The sequence below is a fragment of the Streptomyces sp. V4I8 genome (assembly GCF_041261225.1).
Lineage (GTDB): Bacteria > Actinomycetota > Actinomycetes > Streptomycetales > Streptomycetaceae > Streptomyces.
The window spans coordinates 6,066,281-6,085,043 of record NZ_JBGCCN010000001.1 but is presented as its reverse complement, the minus strand read 5'-3'; the positions used below and the strand labels follow the sequence as shown (position 1 = coordinate 6,085,043).

The following is an 18,763-nucleotide window of genomic DNA, read 5'->3' as shown; positions in this document are numbered from 1 at the left end:
GAAGGGCGGCCACCCCAAAGGTGACCGCCCTCCACCGCGCCTGAGTCAGGCAGCAGCTCGCTTACTGGTTGTACGGACCGTAGTCGTAGTCCTCCAGCGGAACGGCCTGGCCGGAGCCCGTGCCGAACGGCGAGTAGTCGATGTCGTCGTAGCCGACGGCCGAGTACATCGCGGCCTTGGCCTCCTCGGTCGGCTCGACCCGGATGTTGCGGTAGCGGGACAGACCCGTACCGGCCGGGATGAGCTTACCGATGATGACGTTCTCCTTGAGGCCGATCAGGGAGTCGGACTTGGCGTTGATCGCCGCGTCCGTGAGGACCCTGGTCGTCTCCTGGAAGGACGCCGCCGACAGCCAGGACTCCGTGGCCAGCGAGGCCTTGGTGATACCCATGAGCTGCGGACGACCGGAGGCCGGGTGACCGCCCTCCTGGACCACACGACGGTTCTCGGTCTCGAACTTCGAGCGCTCGACCAGCTCGCCGGGCAGCAGCTCGGCGTCGCCGGACTCGATGATCGTCACACGGCGGAGCATCTGCCGGATGATGATCTCGATGTGCTTGTCGTGGATCGACACACCCTGCGAGTTGTAGACCTTCTGGACCTCGCCGACCAGGTGGACCTGGACGGCACGCTGGCCCAGGATGCGCAGCACGTCGTGCGGGTTGGTGGCACCCACGGTGAGCTTCTGGCCCACCTCGACGTGCTCGCCCTCGCTGACCAGGAGTCGGGCACGCTTCGAGATCGGGAACGCCGTCTCGTCGCTGCCGTCGTCCGGGGTGACGACGATCTTCTTGGTCTTCTCGGTCTCCTCGATCCGCACGCGGCCGGTGGCCTCGGAGATCGGGGCGACGCCCTTCGGGGTACGGGCCTCGAAGAGCTCGACGACACGCGGCAGACCCTGGGTGATGTCGTCACCGGCCACACCACCGGTGTGGAAGGTACGCATCGTCAGCTGGGTACCGGGCTCACCGATGGACTGGGCGGCGATGATGCCGACCGCCTCACCGATGTCGACCAGCTTGCCGGTGGCGAGCGAACGGCCGTAGCACATGGCGCAGGTACCGACGGCGGACTCACAGGTCAGGACCGAGCGGGTCTTGACCTCCTCGACGCCGGCGCCGACCAGGACGTCGATGAGGACGTCACCGAGGTCGACGCCCGCCGGGGCGAGCACCTTGCCGTCGACGACGATGTCCTCCGCGAGGCAGCGCGCGTACACGCTGGTCTCGGCGTTGTCCGCCTTGCGCAGGACGCCGTCGGCGCCGCGCTCGGCGATGGCCAGCTTGAGACCGCGCTCGGTGCCGCAGTCCTCCTCGCGGATGATGACGTCCTGCGAGACGTCCACCAGACGACGGGTGAGGTAGCCCGAGTCGGCGGTACGCAGGGCGGTGTCCGCCAGACCCTTACGGGCACCGTGCGTGGAGATGAAGTACTCCAGCACGGACAGGCCCTCACGGAAGGACGCCTTGATCGGACGCGGGATCGTCTCGTTCTTGGCGTTCGACACCAGACCACGCATACCGGCGATCTGCCGCATCTGCATCATGTTTCCTCGGGCACCCGAGTCAACCATCATGAAGATGGGGTTCGTCTTGGGGAAGTTCTCGTTCATCGCCTCGGCGACCTCGTTGGTCGCCTTGGTCCAGATCGCGATGAGCTCCTGAGTGCGCTCTTCCTTGGTGATCAGACCGCGCTCGTACTGCTTCTGGACCTTCTCGTCCTGCGCCTCGTACCCGCGGACGATCTCCTTCTTCGCCTCGGGAACGACGACGTCGGAGATGGCCACGGTGACACCGGAACGGGTCGCCCAGTAGAAGCCGGCCGCCTTCAGGTTGTCGAGCGTCGCCGCCACGATGACCTTGGGGTAGCGCTCGGCCAGGTCGTTGACGATCTCGGAGAGCTGCTTCTTGCCCACCGAGTAGTCGACGAACGGGTAGTCCTCGGGCAGCAGCTCGTTGAAGAGCGCACGGCCCAGGGTGGTACGCAGGCGGAAGGTGTCCCCCTGCTGCCACTCGGGCTCGCCCTCCTCCTGCGCCGGCGGGGTCCAGCCGCGCGGCGGGATGGTGCCCACCGGGAAGCGGATGTCGATCGGCGACTGGAGCGCGAGCTCACCGGCGTCGAACGCCATGATCGCCTCGGCCGTGGAGCCGAAGGACCGGCCCTCGCCCTTGGTGTCGCGCAGCTCGCCGTCGGTGGTGAGGAAGAACAGACCGAGGACCATGTCCTGGGTCGGCATCGTCACCGGACGACCGTCGGCGGGCTTGAGGATGTTGTTCGAGGACAGCATCAGGATGCGGGCCTCGGCCTGCGCCTCCGCGGACAGCGGAAGGTGCACGGCCATCTGGTCACCGTCGAAGTCCGCGTTGAACGCGGTGCAGACGAGCGGGTGGATCTGGATGGCCTTGCCCTCGACCAGCTGCGGCTCGAAGGCCTGGATGCCGAGGCGGTGCAGGGTGGGAGCACGGTTCAGCAGAACCGGGTGCTCTGCGATGACCTCTTCGAGGACGTCGTACACGACCGTACGGCCGCGCTCCACCATGCGCTTGGCGCTCTTGATGTTCTGCGCGTGGTTGAGGTCCACGAGCCGCTTCATCACGAACGGCTTGAAGAGCTCCAGCGCCATCGCCTTGGGCAGACCGCACTGGTGCAGCTTCAGCTGCGGACCGACGACGATCACGGAACGCGCGGAGTAGTCCACACGCTTACCGAGCAGGTTCTGACGGAATCGACCCTGCTTACCCTTCAGCATGTCGCTGAGGGACTTCAGCGGGCGGTTACCCGGACCGGTGACCGGGCGGCCACGACGACCGTTGTCGAAGAGGGCGTCAACAGCCTCCTGAAGCATGCGCTTCTCGTTGTTGACGATGATCTCGGGGGCGCCGAGGTCGAGGAGCCTCTTCAGACGGTTGTTGCGGTTGATCACACGGCGGTACAGGTCGTTCAGGTCGGAGGTCGCGAAGCGGCCACCGTCCAGCTGCACCATCGGGCGAAGGTCCGGCGGGATGACCGGGACGCAGTCGAGCACCATGCCCTTGGGGCTGTTGGAGGTCTGCAGGAACGCAGACACGACCTTCAGCCGCTTCAGCGCACGGGTCTTCTTCTGGCCCTTGCCGGTACGGATGATCTCGCGGAGCTTCTCGGCCTCCTCGTCGAGGTCGAAGGACTCCAGGCGCTTCTGCAGCGCCGCGGCACCCATCGAACCGTCGAAGTACGTGCCGAAGCGGTCACGCAGCTCGCGGTAGAGGAGCTCGTCGCCCTCGAGGTCCTGGACCTTGAGGTTCTTGAACCGGGTCCACACCTCGTCGAGACGGTCGATCTCGCGCTGCGCACGGTCACGCAGCTGCTTCATCTCACGCTCGGCACCCTCGCGCACCTTGCGGCGCACGTCGGCCTTGGCGCCCTCGGCCTCCAGCTCGGCCAGGTCGGTCTCGAGCTTCTTGGCGCGGGCCTCAAGGTCGGCGTCCCGGCGGTTCTCGATCTGCTGCCGCTCGACCGAGACGTGCGCCTCCAGGGAGGGCAGGTCGCGGGTACGGCGCTCCTCGTCGACGAACGTGATCATGTACGCCGCGAAGTAGATGACCTTCTCGAGGTCCTTCGGCGCCAGGTCCAGCAGGTAGCCGAGGCGCGAGGGGACACCCTTGAAGTACCAGATGTGCGTGACAGGCGCGGCCAGCTCGATGTGGCCCATCCGCTCACGACGCACCTTGGCGCGAGTCACCTCGACGCCGCAGCGCTCACAGATGATGCCCTTGAAGCGGACACGCTTGTACTTGCCGCAGTAGCACTCCCAGTCCCGGGTCGGACCGAAGATCTTCTCGCAGAAGAGTCCGTCCTTTTCGGGCTTGAGGGTGCGGTAGTTGATGGTCTCGGGCTTCTTGACCTCGCCGTGGCTCCACTGACGGATGTCGTCAGCGGTGGCCAGACCGATCCGGAGCTCATCGAAGAAGTTGACGTCGAGCACTATGCGTCAATCCCTCTCAGGGTTGTAAGTCTTGGGGTCTGAAACGGGGGCCTGGGGGTCGGCGGGGCCCTGTGGGTGAGGGCCCCGCCGGACTCCCGTCAGACCTCTTCGACGCTGCTCGGCTCGCGCCGGGACAGGTCGATGCCGAGCTCCTCCGCTGCGCGGAAGACGTCCTCGTCGGTGTCACGCATCTCGATGGACATACCGTCGCTGGACAGCACCTCCACGTTCAGGCAGAGCGACTGCATCTCCTTGATGAGCACCTTGAAGGACTCGGGGATGCCGGGCTCGGGGATGTTCTCGCCCTTGACGATGGCCTCGTAGACCTTCACGCGGCCGGTGACGTCGTCGGACTTGATGGTCAGCAGCTCCTGGAGGGCGTACGCGGCGCCGTAAGCCTCCAGCGCCCACACCTCCATCTCACCGAAGCGCTGGCCACCGAACTGGGCCTTACCACCCAGCGGCTGCTGGGTGATCATGCTGTACGGGCCGGTCGAGCGGGCGTGCAGCTTGTCGTCGACCAGGTGGTGCAGCTTCAGGATGTACATGTAGCCGACTGAGATCGGGTCCGGGAACGGCTCACCGCTACGGCCGTCGAACAGCCGCGCCTTACCGGTCGGGAGCACCATGCGCTCGCCGTCGCGGTTCGGGATGGTGTGCTGCAGCAGACCCGCGAGCTCGTCCTCACGGGCACCGTCGAAGACCGGGGTCGCGACGTTGGTGCCCGGCTGGACCGAGTCGGCGCCGATCGCCTGGAGGCGCTGCGCCCACTCGTCCGCGAGGCCGGAGACGTCCCAGCCGCGGCTGGCGAGCCAGCCGAGGTGGATCTCCAGAACCTGTCCCGGGTTCATTCGGGACGGCACACCCAGCGGGTTGAGGATGATGTCGACGGGGGTCCCGTCCTCGAGGAACGGCATGTCCTCGATGGGCAGGATCTTGGAGATGACGCCCTTGTTGCCGTGACGGCCGGCGAGCTTGTCACCGTCGGTGATCTTGCGCTTCTGCGCCACGTACACGCGCACCAGCTGGTTCACACCGGGGGGAAGCTCGTCGCCCTCCTCGCGGTCGAAGACGCGGACGCCGATGACCTTGCCGATCTCGCCGTGCGGGACCTTCAGCGAGGTGTCACGGACCTCACGTGCCTTCTCACCGAAGATCGCGCGCAGCAGGCGCTCCTCCGGCGTCAGCTCGGTCTCACCCTTGGGCGTGACCTTGCCGACGAGGATGTCGCCGGCGACGACCTCGGCACCGATACGGATGATGCCGCGCTCGTCGAGGTCGGCGAGGACCTCCTCGGAGACGTTCGGGATGTCCCGGGTGATCTCCTCGGGGCCGAGCTTGGTGTCACGGGCGTCGACCTCGTGCTCCTCGATGTGGATCGAGGAGAGGACGTCGTCCTGCACGAGGCGCTGCGACAGGATGATCGCGTCCTCGTAGTTGTGACCCTCCCACGGCATGAACGCCACGAGCAGGTTCTTGCCCAGCGCCATCTCGCCGTTCTCGGTGGCCGGACCGTCGGCCAGGACCTGGCCCTCGATGATCCGGTCGCCCTCGTTGACGATGACCTTCTGGTTGACCGAGGTGCCCTGGTTGGAGCGGGCGAACTTGGCCAGGCGGTACGTGATGTACGTGCCGTCGTCGTTGGCGGTGGTGATGTAGTCCGCGGAGACCTCCTGGACCACACCCGCCTTCTCGGCCTTGACCACGTCACCGGCGTCGACGGCGGAGCGGTACTCCATGCCGGTGCCGACGAGCGGGGACTCGCTCTTGATGAGCGGGACGGCCTGACGCATCATGTTCGCGCCCATGAGGGCACGGTTGGCGTCGTCGTGCTCGAGGAACGGGATCATGGCGGTCGCGACCGACACCATCTGGCGCGGCGAGACGTCCATGTAGTCCACGTCGTCACCGGCGACGTAGTCGACCTCGCCGCCACGGCGGCGGACCAGGACGCGGTTCTCGGTGAAGCGCAGGTCGTCGTTGAGCGTGGCGTTGGCCTGCGCGATGACGAAGCGGTCCTCTTCGTCGGCCGTCAGGTAGTCCACCTCGTCGGTGACCTGACCGTCGACGACCTTGCGGTACGGCGTCTCCACGAAACCGAACGCGTTGACGCGGCCGTAGGAGGCGAGCGAACCGATCAGACCGATGTTCGGGCCTTCAGGGGTCTCAATGGGGCACATACGGCCGTAGTGAGACGGGTGCACGTCACGGACCTCGAAGCCGGCCCGCTCACGGGAGAGACCACCCGGGCCAAGAGCCGACAGACGGCGCTTGTGGGTGAGACCCGACAGCGGGTTGTTCTGGTCCATGAACTGCGACAGCTGGCTGGTGCCGAAGAACTCCTTGATGGAGGCGACGACCGGCCGGATGTTGATCAGGGTCTGCGGCGTGATCGCCTCGACGTCCTGGGTCGTCATGCGCTCACGGACGACGCGCTCCATACGAGCCAGACCCGTGCGGACCTGGTTCTGGATGAGCTCGCCGACGCTGCGCAGACGACGGTTGCCGAAGTGGTCGATGTCGTCCGTCTCGACAACGATCGTCTGACCGTTGTCCGCGGCCGTCTCGGTCTCGCCGGCGTGCAGCTTCACCAGGTACTTGATCGTCGAGATGACGTCCTCGACGGTCAGGATGCCCGCGTCGAGCGGAGCCTCCGCACCCAGCTTCTTGTTGACCTTGTAGCGGCCGACCTTGGCGAGGTCGTAGCGCTTCGGGTTGAAGTACAGGTTCTCCAGAAGCGTCTGCGCGGCCTCACGCGTGGGGGGCTCGCCCGGACGCAGCTTGCGGTAGATGTCGAGCAGCGCGTCGTCCTGGCCCTGGGTGTGGTCCTTCTCCAGGGTGGCGCGCATGGACTCGTACTCGCCGAACTCCTCCAGGATCTGCTCGGTCGTCCAGCCGAGAGCCTTGAGCAGAACGGTCACGGACTGCTTGCGCTTGCGGTCGATGCGGACACCGACCATGTCGCGCTTGTCGATCTCCATCTCCAGCCAGGCACCCCGGGACGGGATGATCTTGGCGGAGAAGATGTCCTTGTCGGACGTCTTGTCGATGGAGCTGTCGAAGTAGACACCGGGCGAACGGACCAGCTGCGACACCACGACACGCTCGGTGCCGTTGATGACGAAGGTGCCCTTGTGGGTCATGAGCGGGAAGTCACCCATGAAGACCGTCTGGGACTTGATCTCGCCGGTCTCGTTGTTGGTGAACTCAGCCGTCACGAAGAGCGGGGCGGCGTACGTGAAGTCGCGCTCCTTGCACTCGTCGATGCTGTTCTTCGGCGGCTCGAAACGGTGGTCGCGGAACGTCAGCGACATCGACCCGGAGAAGTCCTCGATCGGAGAGATCTCCTCGAAGATCTCCTCCAGACCGGACTTGGTGGGGACGTCCTGACCCGACTCCAGAGCCGCCTCGACCCGACTCTGCCAGGCGGTGTTGCCGAGCAGCCAGTCGAAGCTCTCGGTCTGCAGCGCGAGCAGGTTCGGAACCTCGAGGGGCTCCTTGATCTTTGCAAAAGAGATGCGCAGCGGGGCGGTGCTGGCGCCGTTGTTCGTATTCGCGGTCGAGGCAGTGCGCGAGGCGGCCAAGAGGGGGTCCTTCCGAGGGCTCGGACTCACTACGCGCGTACCGGCCCCTCACCGGGGCACAGAGACAGGGGTTTCCTTCTCCGACCAAAGAATGGCCAGGTCAGGGATCGTCCGGTCATCGGTGCTCAAGCGAGGGCATGCCCCTGGTGACGGGCAGGGGACAGCTAACAGGCAGCGCAAAGGGTCAGTGTAGCCACTTGGCACACTGATGTCCAGTGCGGGTTTTTCGCGACCCTCGTTGTTCTCAACGCCCTCGGCATGCTCGCCCTCAATGCACGTTGATACTGCCCTCTTCGTCGCCGATCCATGCCTCGGATTCGGATCCTTGTGACGACGCGTCCTGAGAATTGCGCGCTGCGTGCGGTTCGTCAAGGCCCCCATGCCCGAACCCAGGGGCTCCCGGAGACACGACGAAGATCACCATACCCCCCGCCGAAGCGGGCGCAAGGTAACCGTGGCCGCGCCCCCAGGAACGCCGAAGAGCGACCACCCGAATGGATGATCGCTCTTCGGTGCGACTGCGTTACAGCCTCAGGAGGCTGGTTTCAGCAAGCGCGACGGTCGTGTTCGACCGAAAGGTCTTACTTGACCTCGACGGAGGCGCCGGCGCCCTCGAGGGACTCCTTGGCCTTGTCCGCGGCCTCCTTGTTGACCTTCTCCAGAACCGGCTTCGGCGCACCGTCGACCAGGTCCTTGGCCTCCTTCAGGCCGAGGGACGTCAGCTCACGCACGACCTTGATGACCTGGATCTTCTTGTCGCCGGCGCCGGTGAGGACGACGTCGAACTCGTCCTTCTCCTCGACGGCCTCGGCGCCCGCACCGGCACCAGCGGCGCCGGCGACGACGACCGGGGCGGCAGCGGCGGCGGTGACGTCGAACTTGTCCTCGAAGGCCTTCACGAACTCGGAGAGCTCGATGAGGGTCATCTCCTCGAACTGCGCGAGCAGGTCTTCCTGGCTGAGCTTCGCCATGATGGCGGTCCTTCCACTAAATCGGCAGGTGCCGGGTGTACTGGGTGAGGCGGGCGTACGTCGGCCCGCTGTGGCCTCCGCGGTCAGGCTGCGGCGGCCAGTGTGCGAGCCGAATTACTCGGCACCGCCCTGCTCGGCCTGCTTGGCGCGGAGCGCGTCCACCGTGCGGACGAGCTTCGACGGCAGCGCCTGGAAGACGGAGGCAGCCTGGGACTGCTTCGCCTTGAAGGCACCGGCCAGCTTGCTGAGCAGAACCTCGCGGGACTCGAGGTCCGCAAGCTTCTTGATCTCGTCGGCGCTCAGCGCCTTACCCTCAAGGACACCGCCCTTGATGACGAGATTCGGGTTGTCCTTGGCGAAGTCACGGAGACCCTTCGCCGACTCCACCGGGTCACCGGTGACGAAGGCGACAGCCGTCGGACCGTTGAACAGGTCGTCCAGCGTCGTGATCCCGGCCTCGTTGGCCGCAATCTTGGTCAGCGTGTTCTTCACCACGGCGTACTGGGCGTTCTCACCGAGCGAACGACGCAGCGTCTTGAGCTGCGCCACGGTGAGACCGCGGTACTCGGTCAGCACGGCAGCGTTGGAGTTGCGGAACTGCTCCGTCAACTCGGCCACTGCGGCAGCCTTGTCGGGCCTCGCCATGAGCCTCGGCCTCCTTCCGGGTGATTCTGACCGCGCGGACCCGAAGGAGGACTGGGGAAAACGAAACGCCCCGGCGCAGGCGCACGGGGCGGACTCGACCGGTTGCACACACGTTGACGTACGCGCTCCGGGAGTCTTCCACTGTCACCTGCGCGGGTCGCCCGCATTTTCAGCGGATCCTTCGGCCACCGCGCCCTCTCACGAGCGCACGGCAACGACCAGCGGTCTTTGGCTTCTGTAGGAGAATACGGGACTCGGTCGCCGTCAAGCAAATCGGCCCCTACGGCCCTCAGCTCCCGTTCTTCTTCAGCGGCTTGCGCAGGTCCGCCGTGTCGTCGGCGCGAGGGGCGGGGACGGTCACCGGTCTGCCCTGATCGAGGAAGGTGAAGGTCAGGTCGAGTGCGCCGTGGCGGCCGAAGCCCTGGGTGCGGAGCTGCTTGACGCGGCCGTCGCCATCGACCCACACGTCCAGCGTGAGCTCGTCCACGCCCGCCTTCTCGTACTGGTCGAGGCTGTTCTCACGCCCGTCCCGGGTGGCCTTGTCCTTGACCTCCTTGAGGGAGGCCCGCAGCTCGTCGACCGTGGCCGTCCCCGCGTAGTGCGTCGTGTCGGCACCGTCGACCTTCTCGGAGCCGATCCGCCGCACGTCCTCGGCGGTGGTCAGGAAGGCGGCTTCCCGCGCCGGGTTGCGGCTGACCTGGTCGCGCAGACCGCCGACGTCCATGCGCAGGCCGCCGTGGGTGGTGAACTCGGCGTTCGGGCCGTAGCTGATCCAGTGCCGGCCCCCCATCTCCTCGACCATGTCGTCGGTCGCGCTGCCGTACAGCACCCCGTCGACCAGGCGCAGCTCGGTCTTGCCCTTCTGGTCCCCGCTCAGGTTGGCCGTCCTGAGACGCGCCGCCATCGGCTTCGTACGGACGGTCCCCTCGTCCGTTATCCGCCCCCGCTCCGGAAACCTTCCGGTCACCCGGTAGTGCAGGGATGTGACGTCTTCGGTCTTCTGCGCGGCCCGCGCGACGGCGTCGGCGGCGGACGCCCCCGCGGACTGCTCCGTGCCGGTTCCCGCTCCGCAGCCGGCGAGCAACAACACGACGGCAGGCAGGACGGCACGTACGGCAAGCCTCATCGATTCCCCCCGAGGAGCACATGGCTGATGCGTGGTCGGCGCACAGCAAGATCGGGAGCGTATCCCAGGCGGCCTGGACAGGCTTGCGAATTCAGCGGTCCGCCGAGTCCTTCAGCAGCTCCTTCAGATCCGCGGTGTCCCCCGCCGGAGGCTTCTCGACCGTGGCCTTCACGCCGTAGTCGCTGTAGTACGCGGTCTGGGTGAGCCGCCCCGTGCCCGTCCGGCCCTTCTCCACCTTCTTGACCAGCAGGTCCCGGCCGTCGACCCATATGTCCACGGTCTGTTCGCTGGCGCCGTCCCCCTGCACCGTCCCGGAGTAGTGCGTGGTGCGCTCGCCTCTCACCGTCTCCTCGCCGACCTTCCGTACGTCCGTGGAGGACAGCAGCCGCTTCACCGACGTGTGCGGCGCCGTGCCGCGCATCTGGTCCGCGAGATCGGCTCCCGAGCTGCCGGCGAGGTCGTCCAGGTCGTCGTAGGCGTACTTGATCCAGTGCTTGCCGCCGGTCTTCTCGGTGAAGGTGTCGCCTATGCGCGCGTAGTAGGCGTCGGGGAGGTAGCGGGCCTCCATCGACGTCGTGCCCAGGCGGCGCATCGTCTCCGCCGTCGTGCCGCCGGTGTACGTGATCGTCAGGGTGCCGGTGAGGCCGTCGCTCCAGCCGAGGGTGCCGTCGGCCTTCATGGACAGCGTGGAGCCCATGGTGGTCGTGGATCTGACGCGGGCGGACTCGGCCCGGTCGGTGGACCGCTCGACGGTGCGCAGGGCGGCCGTCACGGCGCGGGCGGGCGCGGTGCGGTCCGCCTCGTCAGGGCGGTCGGAGGAGGTGCAGGCGGCCAAGGCGGTCAGCGCGGTCAGCAGCGCGATCCAGAACGCCGACCGGCGCACCCTCGTACTCGTCATTCGTCCCCCCTGTGCGAATCCCGTGAATGCACGTTAACCCAGGGCACTGACAAAGCAGGGGGAGAGAAGGGAACGGGCCCCACACCCGGGAAGGGTGTGGGGCCCGCTTTCGAGCCTGGTGAGCCGGTGGCTCAGACCGCGGCCGGGTCCTCCTCGACGAGGAGGTTGCGGGTGCGGTTCGGGTCGACGGGGATGCCGGGGCCGATCGTGGTGCTGATCGCGGCCTTCTTGATGTAGCGACCCTTGGCGGCGGACGGCTTCAGACGGAGGATCTCCTCCAGCGCGGCGCCGTAGTTCTCCACCAGCTTGCTGTCGTCGAACGACGCCTTGCCGATGATGAAGTGCAGGTTCGAGTGCTTGTCGACGCGGAACTCGATCTTGCCGCCCTTGATGTCGGTGACGGCCTTGGCCACGTCGGGGGTGACGGTGCCGGTCTTCGGGTTCGGCATCAGACCACGCGGACCGAGCACGCGGCCGAGGCGGCCGACCTTGCCCATGAGGTCCGGAGTGGCGACGACGGCGTCGAAGTCCAGGCGGCCCTTCGAGACCTCGTCGATCAGCTCGTCGGCACCGACGATGTCGGCGCCCGCGGCACGCGCGGCCTCGGCACGGTCGCCGGTCGCGAAGACCAGGACCCGGGCGGTCTTACCGGTGCCGTGCGGAAGGTTCACGGTGCCACGGACCATCTGGTCGGCCTTACGCGGGTCGACACCCAGACGGAAGGCGACCTCGACGGTGCCGTCGAACTTGGTCGTGGACGTCTCCTTGGCGAGACGGACGGCCTCGAGCGGGGCGTAGAGCTTCTCCCGGTCGATCTTGGCGTCCGCAGCGCGGAGAGTCTTGCTGCGCTTGCTCACTACTGCTCCTGTGATTTCTAGGAGTTGTGGTCCGGGCCGAGCAGGCCCTGCCACTTACTTCTGCTTGGGGGTTGGAGGTCAGCCCTCGACCGTGATGCCCATGGAACGGGCGGTGCCGGCGATGATCTTCGCGGCGGCGTCCAGGTCGTTGGCGTTGAGGTCGGGCATCTTCGTGGTGGCGATCTCGCGGACCTGCGCCTCGGTGATCTTGGCGACCTTGGTCTTGTGCGGCTCGCCAGAGCCCTTCTCCACGCCCGCGGCCTTGAGGATCATCTTGGCGGCCGGCGGCGTCTTGGTGATGAAGGTGAAGGAACGGTCCTCGTAGACCGTGATCTCCACCGGGATGACCCAACCGCGCTGCGACTCGGTCGCGGCGTTGTAGGCCTTGCAGAACTCCATGATGTTGACGCCGTGCTGGCCCAGCGCGGGGCCGACCGGCGGGGCCGGGTTGGCTGCGCCGGCCTGGATCTGGAGCTTGATGAGCCCCGTGACCTTCTTCTTCTTGGGAGGCATGCTCTCTCCGGGTCCTTACTGAGAGGTTGAGTACCACCTGCGTCATTCGGATGAATCATCGGGCAGATGGCATACCGCACAACGATAGCCGCTGTGGTCGCAAGACATGAAATCGGCAGCTCAGGAGGACCACGGCGAGAAGGGTCGCCGTCCGCGCAGCACGGCACCGAGGGTGCCGAGACCGAAGATCAGCAGGATCACGGCAGGCAGGGAGAGCGCGGCGGTGATGAGGACGACATAGCCGAACCCGTCCTCCTCGGCCGCCACCGTGGGGTCCGCGGCCAGGTACCGGATGGTGATCGGCTTGCCGTCCCGCTCGATCTTCTGCTTGCCGGCGCGGGTGAGGGCGGGCAGATCGGCCTCGACCCGCCTGCCGTCGACCTCGAAGTCGACCCAGCAGCGCTGCCCCCAGCAGTTGGACCCCTCCGCGTGGAAGGTGCCGACCGCGCGGACGCCGTCCTGGACCTGCGCCACCCGCTGCCACTGGCTCGCGCCCACAGAGGCCGGGGCGATCGCGCAGAGCGCCGCCAGCAGCAGAAACACGACGGGCCAGCGGAAACGGCGAAGGCGCCCCGGACCGGATTCCTCCGGCGGGGCGCCCTCGCTGCGTATGTCGGCCAACTGGCTCAGTTCTTCTGGATCTGGTCGAAGGACAGCTCGACCGGCGTCTCGCGACCGAAGATCTCCACCAGGCCCTTGACCTTCTTCGAGTCGGCGTTGATCTCGTTGATGGTGGCCTGGAGCGTGGCGAACGGGCCGTCGGTGACGGTGACCGAGTCGCCGACCTCGAAGTCCAGCACCTGGACCTCGACCTTGCGCTGCGGAGCCGGCTTGCCCTCGGCCTCGGCGGCCTCGCGGGCGGCCTTCTCCTCGGCCTCCGGGGCGAGCATCTTGACGATCTCGTCCAGGGTCAGCGGGTACGGGTCGTAGGCGTTGCCCACGAAACCGGTGACACCGGGGGTGTTGCGGACGACGCCCCAGGACTCGTTGGTCAGATCCATGCGGACCAGGACGTAACCCGGCAGCTTGTTCTGCTTGATCGTCTTGCGGTCGCCGTTCTTGATCTGGACGACCTCTTCCTGCGGCACCTCGGCCTGGAAGATGTAGTCCTCGACGTTCAGCGAGACGGCGCGCTGCTCCAGGTTGGTCTTCACGCGGTTCTCGTAACCGGCGTAGGTGTGGATGACGTACCACTCGCCGGGCAGCGTGCGGAGCTCGTCGCGCAGGGCGGCGACGGGGTCGACCGGCTCGGCCGGCTCCTCCTCGGCGTCCTCTTCCTCGTCCTCGACGGACTCGACGTCACCGCCGGACTCGACGTCACCGCCGGACTCGACGTCACCGCCGGACTCGACGTCACCGCCGGACTCGACGTCACCGCCGGACTCGACGTCACCGCCGGACTCGACGTCACCGCCGGACTCGTCCTCGACGTGGAGGGCGGATTCCTCGGCGGGCTCACCCGCCTCGGCGTCGGCAGCCTCGACCTCGTCCAGGTCCTCGTCCGCGCCTTCGACGATGTCGAGCTCGTCTTCCACGGACTCGACGCCCTGCCCGTGTGGCTCGATGGCGTCGTTCACGTTCTGGTCAGACACGGTGGCTGCTTCTTCCTGGATACATAGGGGTGGAACATGCGAAAGGGGCGCCGGTAACCTCGGCGCCCTTCGCTCTTGGCTCAGCCAAAGACGTACTTGGCCGCGTGGTCGAGCCCATAGTCAATCACGGTCACCAGGCCGATCATGATGACGACGAAGATGATCACCACGGTGGTGTACGTCGTCAGCTGGTTGCGCGTCGGCCAGACGACCTTGCGGAGCTCCGCGATGATCTGGCGGTAGAAGAGCGCGAGTCGCTTCAGCGGGCCCTTCTTGGCGCGCTTGCCGCCCTTGCGGGCCTTCTTGGACTCCGGCGCCTCGTCCTGGGCATCAGGCATGTCGATGGAGCCCACGGCGTCCGTCACTCGTCCTCACCTGATTCCGGGTCGTGGCCGTGCCGCGCCCGGTTTGAGCCGCACGGCGGTGCATTGCTGTACGTACATGCGCACACATCCTGGCGAAGGTGTGTGTAGCAGGGCCGGAGGGACTTGAACCCCCAACCGCTGGTTTTGGAGACCAGTGCTCTACCAATTGAGCTACGACCCTTTGTGTGTCCCCCAACGTACCGCATCCGACCGAGTGCACGGTGTGCACCCTGTGACTGCGGGCCGCTGAAGGCCAACGAGGTGAGAGTGTACGTGGTCCTGGGCGCGTCGTCGAACAGAAAGCGCCCGTGGGAGGGTTGGCCGACGAAAGATCGGCCGAAGATCACCGGTCGCCGGACGCAAGATCCGCTGGCCGTGGCCCGGATCCGCACGGTTGTTCAGCTGATGTTCAGTCTGTGAAACCCCCGTGCCGGGCGCGTTTCCTGTCTGAAACGATGGGTCCCATGAGCGCTGCAACCCCTCCCACCGAGCGCCGGGTCTCCGCCCGAGTCGGCGCGATCTCCGAGTCCGCCACCCTCGCCGTGGACGCCAAGGCCAAGGCCCTCAAGGCCGCCGGGCGTCCGGTGATCGGCTTCGGCGCCGGTGAGCCCGACTTCCCGACCCCGGACTACATCGTCGAGGCCGCCATCGAGGCGTGCAAGAACCCGAAGTACCACCGCTACACCCCGGCCGGCGGTCTGCCCGAGCTGAAGGCCGCGATCGCCGCGAAGACGCTGCGCGACTCCGGCTACGAGCCCGACGTCTCGCAGATCCTGGTCACCAACGGCGGCAAGCAGGCCATCTACGAGGCCTTCGCCGCGATCCTCGACCCGGGCGACGAGGTCATCGTCCCGGCCCCGTACTGGACGACGTACCCGGAGTCGATCCGTCTCGCGGGCGGTGTCCCGGTCGAGGTCGTCGCCGACGAGACGACCGGCTACCGCGTCTCCGTGGAGCAGCTGGAGGCGGCCCGTACGGAGAAGACGAAGGTCGTCCTCTTCGTGTCGCCGTCCAACCCGACCGGCGCCGTCTACAGCGAGGCCGAGACCGAGGCGATCGGCCGCTGGGCCGTCGACAACGGCCTGTGGGTACTGACGGACGAGATCTACGAGCACCTGGTCTACGGCGAGGCCGCCGCGGTCTCCCTGCCGGGGCTGTTCCCCGAGCTGCGCGACAAGTGCATCGTGGTCAACGGTGTCGCCAAGACGTACGCCATGACGGGCTGGCGGGTCGGCTGGGTCATCGGCCCGAAGGACGTGGTGAAGGCCGCGACCAACCTCCAGTCGCACGCGACGTCCAACGTCTCGAACGTGGCGCAGGTGGCCGCGCTCGCCGCCGTCTCCGGTGACCTGGACGCGGTCGCGAAGATGGGCGAGGCCTTCGACCGCCGCCGCCGGACGATCGTGCGGATGCTCAACGAGATCAACGGCGTGCTCTGCCCGGAGCCCGAGGGCGCGTTCTACGCGTACCCGTCGGTGAAGGCCGTGCTCGGCAAGGAGATCCGCGGCAAGCGCCCGCAGAGCAGCGTCGAGCTGGCCGAGCTGATCCTGGAGGAGGCCGAGGTCGCGGTCGTCCCGGGCGAAGCGTTCGGCACGCCGGGCTATCTGCGGCTGTCGTACGCGCTCGGTGACGAGGACCTCGTCGAGGGCGTGAGCCGGATCCAGAAGCTGCTCGCGGAGGCCAGGGACTGACCACCCCCTCATGTGAGGAGGTGGTGGCGGGCCGTTCCCCTCGGGGAGCGGCCCGCTTTGTCGTTTCCGCGTGCGAGCAAGACCACGTTCGGGGAAAGCGCTACCGGGACGGGCGGGGCGTGCGGCAGGATCCTGGAATGGAGCGTGTACGTGATGTCTCTGAACTGCCGAAAGCCCATCTGCACCTGCACTTCACCGGCTCGATGCGGCCGGCGACCCTGCTGGAACTGGCCGACAAATACGGCGTGCGCCTGCCCGAGGCGCTGACGGACGCGCTGACCAGCGGGGAGCCGCCGAAGCTGCGGGCCACGGACGAGCGGGGCTGGTTCCGCTTCCAGCGCCTGTACGACGCGGCCCGGTCGTGCCTGCGGCAGCCGGAGGACATCCAGCGCCTGGTCAGAGAGGCCGCGGAGGAGGATCTGAACGACGGCTCCGGCTGGCTGGAGATCCAGGTCGACCCGACGTCGTACGCGCCCCGGCTGGGCGGTCTGATCCCGGCGCTGGAGATCATCCTGGACGCGGTGGAGACGGCGTCGCGGGACACCGGTCTCGGGATGCGCGTCCTGGTCGCCGCGAACCGTATGAAGCACCCTCTGGACGCCCGCACGCTGGCGCGCCTGGCGGTGCGGTACGCCGACCGGGGCGTGGTCGGCTTCGGGTTGTCGAACGACGAACGCCGGGGCATGGCAAGGGACTTCGACCGCGCCTTCCACATCGCCAGTGAGGGCGGCCTGCTGTCGGCCCCGCACGGCGGCGAGCTGACGGGCCCGTCCTCGGTCCGCGACTGCCTGGACGACCTGGACGCGAACCGGATCGGCCACGGGGTGCGGGCCGCCGAGGACCCGTGGCTGCTCAAGCGCCTCGCCGAGCGGGGCGTGACCTGCGAGGTGTGCCCCGCGTCGAACGTCGCCCTCGGCGTCTACGAGAAGCCCGAGGACGTCCCGCTGCGGACGCTGTACGAGGCGGGCGTCCCGATGGCCCTCGGCGCCGACGACCCCCTGCTCTTCGGCTCGCGGCTGGCCGCCCAGTACGACATCGCCCGCCACCACCATGGCTTCACGGACGCGGAGCTGGCGGAACTGGCCCGGCAGTCGGTGCGGGGGTCCGCGGCGCCGGAAGAGATGAAGGCGAAGCTGCTGGCGGCGGTGGACGACTGGCTCGCGTAGCAATGCGCGCGGTCGGCGGGCTCACTCGGCGATACCGGCCAGCAGCGTGCGGGCCAGGCGGGCGGCGAACTCGTCCACCGGCGGCCGTACGGCCTCCTTCGTCGCGTCGTAGGCGAACGCCCGCTGCGCGCAGGCGCCCATCAGCAGCGATGCCGCCGCGAACGTGTCCGCGTCGGTGCTGACCCGCCCCAGCTCCTGCTCGGCCCGCAGATAGGTGTCGAGTTCCTGGATCGGCACGTGCGGGCCCACCCCCATCTGCCGTACGGCGTCGTCGTGCCGCCGCTTGAGTTCGGTCTGGGCGTAGAGGGACGCGGCGATCGGGAAGCTCTGCTCGTAGAACAGCGCCGCCTGGCGGGCGATCTCAGTGAGGTTGTCCACGAGCGAGTGCCGCCCTGGCTCGGCGGCGAGGCTGCCGAGCAGGGGGCGGAGCGGGGGCAGCCGCTCGGTGAGCACGCTGATGAACAGTTCCTCCTTGCTGTCGAAGTGCTTGTACAGCGCCGCCTCGGAACATCCGGCCGCCCGTGCGATCTCCTTCGTCGTGGCCCGCGCCAGCCCGACCGTGCGCATCAACTCGTGTGCGGCGTCGAGGAGTCGGACCCGGGTCGGCTTGTTTTCCATGGGATGTCCAATCTCCCTTGACGGGTGGGTGAGTACTTACTCACTCTAGTGGGAGTGAGGGGTGAGTGAATACTCACCCACCCCTCACTCCCCTGCCCACTCACCACCTCATGCACGACGGGAGCCCTCCCATGAGAATCACCGTTTTTGGCGCCACCGGAGGCATAGGACAGGAGATCGTCCGTCAGGCCCTGGACGCCGGCCACGAGGTCACGGCCGTCGTACGGGATCCCGCGCGCCTCTCCCTCGCCGACGGCCACGGCCGGCTGGAGGTGTTCCGAGCGGATCTCACCGACCCCGGCGCTCTACGGGCGGCCGTCGCCGGACGGGACGCCGTGCTCTCCGGCCTCGGTGCCCGTAACCGCGGGGACGCGGGGGTCGCGGCACGGGTGACGGGTGTGGTGCTTGCGGCCCTGGAGGCCGAGGAGGTGCGGCGGCTGCTCGTGGTGAGCGCCGCGCCGGTCGGGGCCCGAGCCGGAGGGAGACGGGTTCCTGGACCGGGCCGTGCGTGGCGTCGTGTCGGCGGTCCTGAAGGACATCTACGGCGACCTGAGGGAGATGGAGGCGATGGTCGCCCGTAGCGCCACCGACTGGACCCTCGTCCGGCCTCCACGTCTGCAGGACAAGCCGCTCACCGGCGGGTACCGCGCCGTCGTGGGCGGGTTTCCGCCCAAGGGGCGCTTCATCGGGCGGGCGGATGTGGCGCACGCGATGCTGGGGATGGTCGGGGACGCGGCGACGGTGAATCAGGGGGTGGGAGTGGCCTACTGAGCCGT

General features: G+C 67.6%; 14 protein-coding genes, 1 tRNA gene and 1 pseudogene. 3 read left to right on the top strand and 13 right to left on the bottom strand.

Annotated elements, in window-relative coordinates; all coding sequences use genetic code 11:
* Positions 1-61: 61 nt before the first annotated feature.
* The 12 genes from ABIE67_RS27745 to ABIE67_RS27690 form a co-directional block, all read right to left on the bottom strand.
* The gene (locus ABIE67_RS27745; RefSeq protein ID WP_370262919.1) at positions 62-3,961 is read right to left on the bottom strand and encodes a DNA-directed RNA polymerase subunit beta'; all 3,900 of its coding nucleotides are present in this window, start codon (positions 3,959-3,961) and stop codon (positions 62-64) included.
* Positions 3,962-4,059: 98 nt separating this feature from the next.
* A complete protein-coding gene (rpoB, locus tag ABIE67_RS27740; protein WP_048585312.1) occupies positions 4,060-7,545 on the bottom strand; it encodes a DNA-directed RNA polymerase subunit beta in 3,486 nt (1,161 codons plus the stop codon).
* A gap of 581 nt (positions 7,546-8,126) precedes the next feature.
* Positions 8,127-8,516 (bottom strand): 50S ribosomal protein L7/L12, encoded by a 390-nt coding sequence (gene rplL / locus ABIE67_RS27735; protein ID WP_370262914.1) that lies wholly within the window; start codon positions 8,514-8,516, stop codon positions 8,127-8,129.
* Positions 8,517-8,630: 114 nt separating this feature from the next.
* Positions 8,631-9,161, bottom strand: a complete 531-nt coding sequence (gene rplJ, locus ABIE67_RS27730) for a 50S ribosomal protein L10 (protein WP_030046352.1) — start codon at positions 9,159-9,161, stop codon at positions 8,631-8,633.
* Positions 9,162-9,450: 289 nt separating this feature from the next.
* Positions 9,451-10,287 carry a hypothetical protein gene (locus tag ABIE67_RS27725; RefSeq protein WP_370262908.1) on the bottom strand — a complete coding sequence of 279 codons (837 nt, stop codon included), beginning with the start codon at positions 10,285-10,287 and terminating at the stop codon, positions 9,451-9,453.
* 91 nt (positions 10,288-10,378) lie between these two features.
* Entirely contained in the window at positions 10,379-11,185 is an 807-nt protein-coding gene (locus ABIE67_RS27720) for a hypothetical protein (protein WP_370262904.1), read from the bottom strand.
* Positions 11,186-11,316: 131 nt separating this feature from the next.
* Positions 11,317-12,042: a 50S ribosomal protein L1 gene (gene rplA / locus ABIE67_RS27715; RefSeq protein ID WP_370262902.1), complete on the bottom strand. Its 726-nt coding sequence runs from the start codon at positions 12,040-12,042 to the stop codon at positions 11,317-11,319.
* Positions 12,043-12,120: 78 nt separating this feature from the next.
* Positions 12,121-12,555, bottom strand: a complete 435-nt coding sequence (rplK, locus tag ABIE67_RS27710; RefSeq protein WP_028805116.1) for a 50S ribosomal protein L11 — start codon at positions 12,553-12,555, stop codon at positions 12,121-12,123.
* Positions 12,556-12,675: 120 nt separating this feature from the next.
* Positions 12,676-13,176 carry a hypothetical protein gene (locus tag ABIE67_RS27705; RefSeq protein WP_370262899.1) on the bottom strand — a complete coding sequence of 167 codons (501 nt, stop codon included), beginning with the start codon at positions 13,174-13,176 and terminating at the stop codon, positions 12,676-12,678.
* Positions 13,177-13,181: 5 nt separating this feature from the next.
* Positions 13,182-14,147 (bottom strand): transcription termination/antitermination protein NusG, encoded by a 966-nt coding sequence (nusG, locus tag ABIE67_RS27700; protein ID WP_370262895.1) that lies wholly within the window; start codon positions 14,145-14,147, stop codon positions 13,182-13,184.
* A gap of 80 nt (positions 14,148-14,227) precedes the next feature.
* Positions 14,228-14,512: a preprotein translocase subunit SecE gene (secE, locus tag ABIE67_RS27695; RefSeq protein ID WP_370262891.1), complete on the bottom strand. Its 285-nt coding sequence runs from the start codon at positions 14,510-14,512 to the stop codon at positions 14,228-14,230.
* A gap of 108 nt (positions 14,513-14,620) precedes the next feature.
* A tRNA-Trp gene (locus ABIE67_RS27690) sits at positions 14,621-14,693 on the bottom strand.
* Positions 14,694-14,976: 283 nt separating this feature from the next.
* Here ABIE67_RS27690 and ABIE67_RS27685 point away from each other — a divergent pair.
* A complete protein-coding gene (locus ABIE67_RS27685; RefSeq protein WP_370262888.1) occupies positions 14,977-16,203 on the top strand; it encodes a pyridoxal phosphate-dependent aminotransferase in 1,227 nt (408 codons plus the stop codon).
* A gap of 137 nt (positions 16,204-16,340) precedes the next feature.
* Positions 16,341-17,369 (top strand): adenosine deaminase, encoded by a 1,029-nt coding sequence (locus ABIE67_RS27680; protein WP_370262884.1) that lies wholly within the window; start codon positions 16,341-16,343, stop codon positions 17,367-17,369.
* Positions 17,370-17,390: 21 nt separating this feature from the next.
* Here the strand turns inward: ABIE67_RS27680 and ABIE67_RS27675 are convergent, their stop codons facing one another.
* The gene (locus tag ABIE67_RS27675; RefSeq protein WP_370262880.1) at positions 17,391-17,987 is read right to left on the bottom strand and encodes a TetR/AcrR family transcriptional regulator; all 597 of its coding nucleotides are present in this window, start codon (positions 17,985-17,987) and stop codon (positions 17,391-17,393) included.
* A gap of 131 nt (positions 17,988-18,118) precedes the next feature.
* Between ABIE67_RS27675 and ABIE67_RS27670 the strand changes: the two are divergent.
* Positions 18,119-18,758 (top strand): annotated as a pseudogene (locus ABIE67_RS27670) (NAD(P)-dependent oxidoreductase).
* The last annotated feature ends 5 nt before the right edge of the window (positions 18,759-18,763 follow it).

What these genes read in the sequence shown, in the direction of transcription:
- ABIE67_RS27725 (WP_370262908.1), bottom strand. Translation starts at nt 10,287, where the DNA reads ATGAGGCTTGCCGTACGTGCCGTCCTGCCTGCCGTCGTGTTGTTGCTC.
- ABIE67_RS27685 (WP_370262888.1), top strand. Translation starts at nt 14,977, where the DNA reads ATGAGCGCTGCAACCCCTCCCACCGAGCGCCGGGTCTCCGCCCGAGTC.
- ABIE67_RS27675 (WP_370262880.1), bottom strand. Translation starts at nt 17,987, where the DNA reads ATGGAAAACAAGCCGACCCGGGTCCGACTCCTCGACGCCGCACACGAG.
- ABIE67_RS27720 (WP_370262904.1), bottom strand. Translation starts at nt 11,185, where the DNA reads ATGACGAGTACGAGGGTGCGCCGGTCGGCGTTCTGGATCGCGCTGCTG.
- rplK (WP_028805116.1), bottom strand. Translation starts at nt 12,555, where the DNA reads ATGCCTCCCAAGAAGAAGAAGGTCACGGGGCTCATCAAGCTCCAGATC.
- ABIE67_RS27680 (WP_370262884.1), top strand. Translation starts at nt 16,341, where the DNA reads ATGGAGCGTGTACGTGATGTCTCTGAACTGCCGAAAGCCCATCTGCAC.
- rplJ (WP_030046352.1), bottom strand. Translation starts at nt 9,161, where the DNA reads ATGGCGAGGCCCGACAAGGCTGCCGCAGTGGCCGAGTTGACGGAGCAG.
- rplL (WP_370262914.1), bottom strand. Translation starts at nt 8,516, where the DNA reads ATGGCGAAGCTCAGCCAGGAAGACCTGCTCGCGCAGTTCGAGGAGATG.